The sequence below is a fragment of the Cobetia sp. SIMBA_158 genome (assembly GCF_046566945.1).
Taxonomy (GTDB): domain Bacteria; phylum Pseudomonadota; class Gammaproteobacteria; order Pseudomonadales; family Halomonadaceae; genus Cobetia; species Cobetia amphilecti.
Window position 1 is genome coordinate 1 of sequence record NZ_JAWJYL010000044.1, and the last position, 586, is coordinate 586.

A 586-nucleotide genomic window follows, 5' to 3' on the forward strand; every position below is an offset into this window, starting at 1 on the left:
TGGATAAACATGAAAGTACTCTTTTATGTCTTTAACGGTAAAGCCTTTAGCTACTTCAGACACTGAAGGCGGAAAGTAACCGTCTTGTGTTTCTTTAGAGTATAAAAAGGCGTGCTTTTGCTCTGAGTTAAAAAAGTCTTGCCAGTTTTTGTAAATAGACTCAACTAAAGACTGTGGAATGGGGTGGTTTTTTAAAACACCAAATCCAGTATTTCTTAACGATTCAACAAATTGTGCAGCCGCATCGGGAGCTTTATAATCAACAGTAGGTAATTGCATTGTACGTTCCAGTGAATAGGTTGTTTGAAGTTAGATACTTCAAGTACTGTTATGTATATAAAGTAGCAAGGACTTCATTATAGCGCCATGCGAGGATAGACAAACAGCCCCAAAAACATAAGGACATATGTCCGCAAAGCGCCCCCATCAAAGGGTGCGTTGATCAAGATCAATAAATAAAAGCGATTGAATTTGCACACATTGATGCATATGTATGGTCTAGTATTACAACGTATTTTATTTGTTCAAAAAGGCGACCCATGCGACAAAAAGTATCTTTTAAAAGTGGTAATTTAGAACTTGCCGG

General features: G+C 37.4%; 1 protein-coding gene. It reads right to left on the reverse strand.

Features of this window, described 5'->3' with window-relative positions; genetic code table 11:
* Window positions 1–279: 2-oxoglutarate and iron-dependent oxygenase domain-containing protein (locus tag R2R70_RS18880; protein WP_410978732.1), on the reverse strand; the 279-nt coding region annotated here is incomplete at its 3' end.
* Window positions 280–586: the final 307 nt, after the last annotated feature.